Here is a 6,746-nt window from a genome sequence, read left to right on the forward strand (position 1 = left end):
TCAGGGGGTCAATTACCTAATTTTCAGGGAAAAAGTCCCGGAATTTTCCCCCCAATCACTCCAAAGGTCGGCACTTTTTGAGGGAAAACAAGTCTAAAAACCCTATCCAACAAGGTTTTTAGATTTATTCAGCAAACCCTATTTATAGTTGTGTAATGGTGACATCAACAGTTTTAACCGTAGTTCCCAAACTGGATAAAGGAGGTTGAATTTCCTGTTCATTACCCACTACTAGAGTCACAATTTGATTCGGTTGCAGATATTGTTGGGCCACTCGTTGAATATCGGCAATTGTCACCCCTTTTACCGCTTGTTGATAACGGAAGATAAAATCTTGGGGATAACCATAGTATTCATAGGTCATCAATCGCGATAAATTTTGAGCAGGTTTCTCAAACTTAAAAACAAAAGAATTGAGAATAGCATTTTTAGCATCTTCCAATTCTTTGGCAGTAACGGGTTGATTGCGAAGGCGCTCGATTTCGCCTAAAATTGCCTTAATAAAAGGTACGGTGGCATCGGTGCGAGTTTGACCTCCGGCAATAAATAAACCGGGATAATCATAACGACTATTCCAGATACCATAGACAGAATAAGCTAATCCTTGACGGGAGCGCACTTCATTAAATAAACGACCACCAAAACCGCTTAAAATCTCATTTAATACCGTTAAAGCGGGATAGTCGGGACTATCCAAACGACCACCAAGATGACCTAATAAAACGCTACTCTGGGTTAATTGAGGTTGATTGACGACAAAGACACCTTGAAGATTTTTTTGGGTTGCCGAAGGGGTGACAATTTTAGTGGCAGTGGCGGGATTTTTCCAATCGCCAAAAGTCTTATTGATTAATGCTTTCATCGACTGAGAATCAAAATCACCGACAATTCCTAAAATTATTTGGTCGGGACGGACATAGGTACGATAAAAATCGATTAAATCCTGACGGTCAATATTAGCTAAAGTGCTATATTCTACAGTACGAGCGTAGGGGCTATTATCACCATAGACTAGCTTTTTAAACTCCCGACTAGCAATATCATCAGGATCATCATTACGTCGGGCAATTGCTCCTTTTTCCTGAACTTTGGCTAATTCTACCCTCTGATTTTCAAAAGCTGGGGAACGCAAAACCTCGGCAAAGAGATTAAAAACTGTTTCTAAATCTTCACTAAGAGCGCTAAAACTAGCAGTTCCAGCGTTAAGATCGATCGAGGTTTCTACGAGGGCCGCTCTTTGTTCTAATAATTGATTTAAGACATTGGAAGGATGTTTTTCCGTGCCACCACTACGCAGCACGGTTCCAGTAATATCGGCTAATCCGACTTTTTCCCCTGGTTCTAATCTTCCTCCTGTCCGAATCATCGCCGTACCACTCACTAAAGGTAAGCTCCGATCCTCCACTAAATAAACCACCATACCATTATCTAGTTGATAGCGCTCGTATTGGGGAACTGTAACTTCAGGAAGTGGAGGAAAAGTTAAATCGGTAAAATGTCGCGGGGTTTGGGCAATTGCCGGGGAACGAAAAGCTAGGACACCTATCAGGGTGATCAGGATTAAACCTAGCCATTGTAAGCGTTTTTTCATGATTATATTTATTTTAGGTTTTAGGTTTTAGGTGTTAGGGTGTTAGGGTGTTAGGGTGTTGGGGTGTTGGGGTGTTGGGGTGGTCACTGCGTGCGCGTTGCGGGGGGTGATGGGGTTTTAGTTGAAATTCCCCCACTTTCCCCACTTTCCCCATTTCCCCATCTATCTATTTCGGTAAAATTCGGCCAATAGTGCGATTTTCGGGGGTAAAAGTTTCTTTAGCCACCCGTTGAATATCAGCTGCCGTGACAGCATTATAAGCATCTAATTGGGCGAATAAATTACGCCAATCGCCGGTTTTTACCTCGTATTCAATCAAGGATCGCGCCATGCCCATGTTAGAATCAAGACCTCTTAATAGGGCTGCCCGTAGTTGATTTTTAACCCGTTCTAATTCCTGTTCCGAAACCGGTTCATTTTTCAATCTTTCCAATTCCAAATTCAAACCCTGCGCTACTTCCTCTAGGCTGACATTAGGAGCGCTGAGAGCATAGAATAACAGCAAATTCGGGTATTTATCCCCCGGAAAACCGTTAAATCCCTGGGCAGCGAGGGCAAGTTGTTTGTCCTCCACTAAAGCTTTATACAGTCGCGAAGTTCTTCCTTCACTCATTAAAGTGGCAATAACCTCGTAAACCGCATGATCGGGATGATTGAGAGCGGGACGATGGTATCCTTCTAAATACCAAGGCTGCGAGGCTAATTTTAGGGTAATTTCCTTTGTTTTGGTTTGGTTCGGTTCCACTACTTTCACCTGTGGGGGTTTCGGTTTAGCGGGAAAACGACCAAAATAAACTTTAGCTAACTGTTTGACCTGTTCTGGGTCCACATCCCCGGCGATAGCTATGGTTAAATTACTGGCAGGATAAAATTTATCGAAAAAGTTTTGGATATCCGAGGGTTCCAGATTGCGAATATCTCGATCGTAGCCGATAACGGGACGTTTGTAGGGATGGACAGTATAAGCTTGATCGAGAAAAGCTTCGATTAATAGACCCAAGGGGCTATTATCCGTCCGCATCCGTCTTTCTTCTAGAATTACGTCTTTTTCTTTGTAAAATTCCCGTTGGAACACCGGTTCTAAAAATCGTTCCGATTCCAAAGACATCCACAATTCCAATTTATTCGACGGGAAGCTGTAAAAATAGCTAGTTGCATCGCTGGAAGTGGTGGCATTTAAACCGACTCCTCCCTGAGTTTCGACGATTTGCCCGTATTCGTTGCGTTGGACGAATTTCTCGGACTCTGCCTTAGTTTTTTGAAATTCTTCCGTTAATTTAGCCACTTCTGCGCTTTTACCCGCTTTTTTGGCCGCTTGTAGTTCTTTGTCTATAGCTTCAAGGCGATCGAGGACTTTTTTCTCGCTAAGATAATCGGTAGTACCGATGGTTTTTGTGCCTTTAAAGGCTAAATGTTCCAAAAAGTGGGCAACTCCTGTTTTACCGTCCGGTTCATCGGCACCTCCCACATCCGCGTAGGTAACAAAGGAAATAACCGGAGCATCGCGATTTTCTAGGATAATAAATTTTAGTCCGTTATCGAGGCGAAATTCGGTAATTTTTTGTTGAAATTGCTTAAGGTAGGGGGTAATCGATTGTACATCGGCTGGTTGCTCTTTCGCTTGGGCAAGAAGGGGTGAGAAACTCCCAAAACCCCAAAACACAAGAAAAGCCACCCAAAAGCCGATTACAGCCCGATAATAGGGGTTATTTTTAATGATCATAGATAGTTTTATCAGGTATCGTGGGAGCGAGAGATCGATCGCTCTGTTCGATCTTAGCAGTCGATTGTTAGGAGAGGGGGAGTGGGAATTATGAATTATGAATTATGAATTATAAATTATGAATTGGGAAGTGGGGAAGTGGGGAAGTGGGGAAGTGGGGAGAATAAATAAAAGCAATCTCCTGACTCCTATCTCCTGACTCCTGACTTTTAGACAAAAAATCTCTCCCTAAAGAGGAGAGAAGTCAAAAAAAGCACGAATAACAATGGGTGGGAGGCGGTTTTTATAGGTCGCCGCCACGAAAAGCTAGTAGGAAAATGACAAAGGGGCCAGCTAACATGATTAGCGCCACGAAGGTGAGTTGAAAAATGGGTTCTAAATTGAGAGCCGCAAATAATTCCATGATGTCTCCTAACCTGTTTACAATGATTTAAAAGGCTAATCTGGTCAAAACCATTGTCTATCATACAGGGGATGATTCGCTGGTTTTCCTGATTCGATACAAAAATACATAAAGTTTTGTTGCAATTCTGAATTTTCCCGCTTTCCTCTTTCCTTCCCACCGAGGGACCATCTCAATGTTCAACTCTCTGACCACATCTCCCGACTCGTTAACCCAGATTTATACTGGTTTTCAGGCACTCTCGGATCCCCTGCGACTGCAAATCCTCCAACTGTTGCGACATCAGGAATTATGCGTCTGTGAATTGCGCGATCATCTCGATATCGCCCAATCTAAATTATCTTTTCACCTAAAAACGCTAAAAGAAGCCAATTTAGTCCGCAGTCGTCAAGAGGGTCGTTGGATCTACTACAGCCTAAATCTATCTCAATTTCTTCTCCTAGAAGAATATCTATCGGAATATCGTCGTTTTGCCGCCCTCGTCCCCGCTCGTTTCTGCGAGGAAAATCAGTAACCAATCAAGATTTTTAGAAATATTAAAGCTTTATGACTAGCTTTTACCCTTGACATATCAACTTTTTTTGAAATAATAAAGGTAGATTACCCAATCTCCCATTATTCTCTTTCCACCTTTGTGCGATGACTAATCAAATCAATCCTAAAGCCGCCAAAGCTGGTGGTAGCCTTAGTGTTTTTGAAAAATATCTTACCCTTTGGGTTATTTTCTGTATTTTGGCGGGAATTGCCCTCGGTCGGTCATTTCCGGACGTAGCGCAGACTTTAGATGCCATGAGTGTCTATAACGTTTCTATTCCGATCGCCATCTGTCTTTTCTTCATGATGTATCCGATCATGGTTAAGATCGACTTTTCTCAGGCTCTTCGGGCTGCCCGTACTCCCAAACCAGTTATTTTAACTTTAGTGGTTAATTGGCTGATCAAACCCTTTACCATGGTGGCGCTGGCTCAATTTTTTCTCGGCTGGCTGTTTCTGCCTTGGTTGAGTCAAACGGAGATTATCCGAGGACAGACGGTAAGTTTAGCTAGTTCCTACACTGCTGGAGCTATTTTACTAGGAATTGCTCCCTGTACGGCTATGGTCTTGATGTGGGGCTATCTTTCCTACAGTAACCAGGGTCATACCCTAATTATGGTAGCAGTCAATTCCCTAGCGATGCTTTTTCTCTACGCTCCTCTAGGTAAATGGTTACTGGCAGCTAATAATTTTGTAGTCCCCTGGCAGACCATTGTTTTTTCTGTGTTAATCTACGTTGGTTTACCGCTTATTGCCGGTATCTATAGCCGTCACTGGATTTTTAAACATAAAGGACGGGCCTGGTTTGAATCGCGTTTTCTTCACTATCTCAGTCCTGTGGCAATCACTGCCTTATTGTTAACCTTAATCCTCCTCTTTGCTTTCAAAGGCGATTTAATTGTTGGTAATCCCCTGCATATTTTCCTGATTGCTATTCCCCTCTTTATTCAAACTAATCTGATTTTTTTACTTAGTTATGTGGCCGCTCTCAAACTCAATTTAGTTTACGAAGATGCGGCTCCCGCTGCTTTAATTGGTGCTAGTAATCATTTTGAGGTAGCGATCGCCACTGCGGTGATGTTATTCGGATTGAATTCGGGGGCCGCTTTAGCGACAGTAGTGGGGGTATTGATTGAAGTACCTGTGATGTTAATGTTGGTAGAATTCTGTAAAAAAACCGCCTTTTGGTTTCCCAGAGATCCAGAAAAAGCCACCCTTCTCGATCCTCGTTGCTTGAGTTCTTACAAATAATTATTCACCATGCTCCAATCGACTCACAAACCAAGGATTCTTTTTCTGTATGGCTCTTTGCGGGAACGTTCCTACAGTCGTTTACTAGCAGAAGAAGCGGCCAGAATTATCACTGAATATGGGGCAGAAGTGCGCTTTTTTGATCCCCGTGAATTGCCGATTTATGGCAGTGTTCCCGATACTCATGCCAAAGTACAGGAATTACGAGAATTAAGTCAATGGTCTGAGGGTCAAGTCTGGTCATCTCCCGAACTTCACGGCAATATTAGCGGCATTATCAAAAACCAAATTGATTGGATTCCCTTAAGTATTGGTGCGATTCGTCCCACTCAAGGCCGCACTTTAGCAGTCATGCAAGTAAGCGGAGGTTCCCAATCTTTTAACGCGGTTAATACTCTGCGAATTCTTGGTCGTTGGATGCGAATGTTTACTATTCCTAATCAATCTTCTGTGGCTAAAGCTTATCAGGAGTTTCACGAGGATGGCACGATGAAAGATTCCCCCTATCGAGATCGGGTTATTGATGTGATGGAGGAACTTTATAAGTTTACCATTCTCCTGCGGGATCAGGTAGATTATCTGACCGATCGCTATAGTGAAAGGAAGGAAAAAGCCGCCCAAGAAATAGCCACAATTGCCCATAAAGCTATTAATTAAATCAATTTCTAGGAGTTAAAATCATGAAAAAAGTCATGTTTGCCTGTAGAAAAAATTCCTGTCGTTCCCAAATCGCCGAAGGTTTCGCTAAAACTTTAGGTGCGGGTAAAATTGCTGTCACAAGTTCTGGATTAGAAGCGGCCAAAGTTCACCCCGGAGCAATCGAAGTTATGCAGGAAATTGGCATCGATATTACTGACCAAACTTCCAAATCAATTAGGGATTTTAATCCTGAAGATTACGATGCCGTTATCTCCCTATGTGGTTGCGGTGTCAATCTGCCGGAAGGATGGGTTTTACAGGAAATTTTCGAGGATTGGTTAATTGATGATCCCGATGGTCAACCCATCGAAACTTTTCGCCGAGTTCGCGATGAAATTAAGGCTAAAGTTGTCGGATTAATTGAACAGTTAAGTAGGTAGTTGTTAAAAGTTTTCAGATCCCCACCTTAAGTACCTAGGCAAAATTAATTACATACTCGCCTCCAAAATTGTCCAGCACTTTTTTAACGTAAGCGAGGAGGCTCTTTCGGTCTTTATAGGCGCTAAATTCAATCCATTCATATTTTAAAAATCTCCATAATATTT

At 42.5% G+C, this 6,746-nt stretch carries 7 protein-coding genes and 1 pseudogene; 4 read left to right on the forward strand and 4 right to left on the reverse strand.

Features of this window, described 5'->3' with window-relative positions:
• Positions 1-142 precede the first annotated feature (142 nt).
• From O9332_RS14925 to psb30, 3 genes are all read right to left on the reverse strand, one after another.
• Complete coding sequence (locus O9332_RS14925; RefSeq protein ID WP_002757722.1) at positions 143-1,591, reverse strand: M16 family metallopeptidase; 1,449 nt, start codon at positions 1,589-1,591, stop codon at positions 143-145.
• A 166-nt stretch (positions 1,592-1,757) separates the two neighbouring features.
• Positions 1,758-3,314: a M16 family metallopeptidase gene (locus tag O9332_RS14930; protein WP_002757724.1), complete on the reverse strand. Its 1,557-nt coding sequence runs from the start codon at positions 3,312-3,314 to the stop codon at positions 1,758-1,760.
• A gap of 283 nt (positions 3,315-3,597) precedes the next feature.
• Positions 3,598-3,717, reverse strand: coding sequence for a photosystem II reaction center protein Ycf12/Psb30 (gene psb30, locus O9332_RS14935; RefSeq protein ID WP_002736367.1), 120 nt, complete (start codon positions 3,715-3,717; stop codon positions 3,598-3,600).
• 175 nt (positions 3,718-3,892) lie between these two features.
• On the opposite strand from psb30, the gene O9332_RS14940 reads away from it, so the two are divergent.
• From O9332_RS14940 to arsC, 4 genes are all read left to right on the forward strand, one after another.
• Positions 3,893-4,231, forward strand: coding sequence for an ArsR/SmtB family transcription factor (locus tag O9332_RS14940; RefSeq protein WP_002737698.1), 339 nt, complete (start codon positions 3,893-3,895; stop codon positions 4,229-4,231).
• A 125-nt stretch (positions 4,232-4,356) separates the two neighbouring features.
• The gene (gene arsB / locus O9332_RS14945) at positions 4,357-5,502 is read left to right on the forward strand and encodes an ACR3 family arsenite efflux transporter (RefSeq protein ID WP_288026205.1); all 1,146 of its coding nucleotides are present in this window, start codon (positions 4,357-4,359) and stop codon (positions 5,500-5,502) included.
• Between the two features lie 9 nt (positions 5,503-5,511).
• On the forward strand, positions 5,512-6,159 hold the full coding sequence (gene arsH / locus O9332_RS14950) for an arsenical resistance protein ArsH (protein ID WP_002757728.1): 648 nt from the start codon (positions 5,512-5,514) through the stop codon (positions 6,157-6,159).
• 23 nt (positions 6,160-6,182) lie between these two features.
• On the forward strand, positions 6,183-6,581 hold the full coding sequence (gene arsC, locus O9332_RS14955; RefSeq protein ID WP_002757729.1) for an arsenate reductase, glutathione/glutaredoxin type: 399 nt from the start codon (positions 6,183-6,185) through the stop codon (positions 6,579-6,581).
• Between the two features lie 34 nt (positions 6,582-6,615).
• Here the strand turns inward: arsC and O9332_RS14960 are convergent.
• Positions 6,616-6,746: pseudogene (locus O9332_RS14960) on the reverse strand (IS630-like element ISMae24 family transposase); the annotation flags it as partial.

It is taken from the genome of Microcystis sp. LE19-10.1B (assembly GCF_027530565.1).
Classification (GTDB): Bacteria; Cyanobacteriota; Cyanobacteriia; order Cyanobacteriales; family Microcystaceae; genus Microcystis; species Microcystis aeruginosa.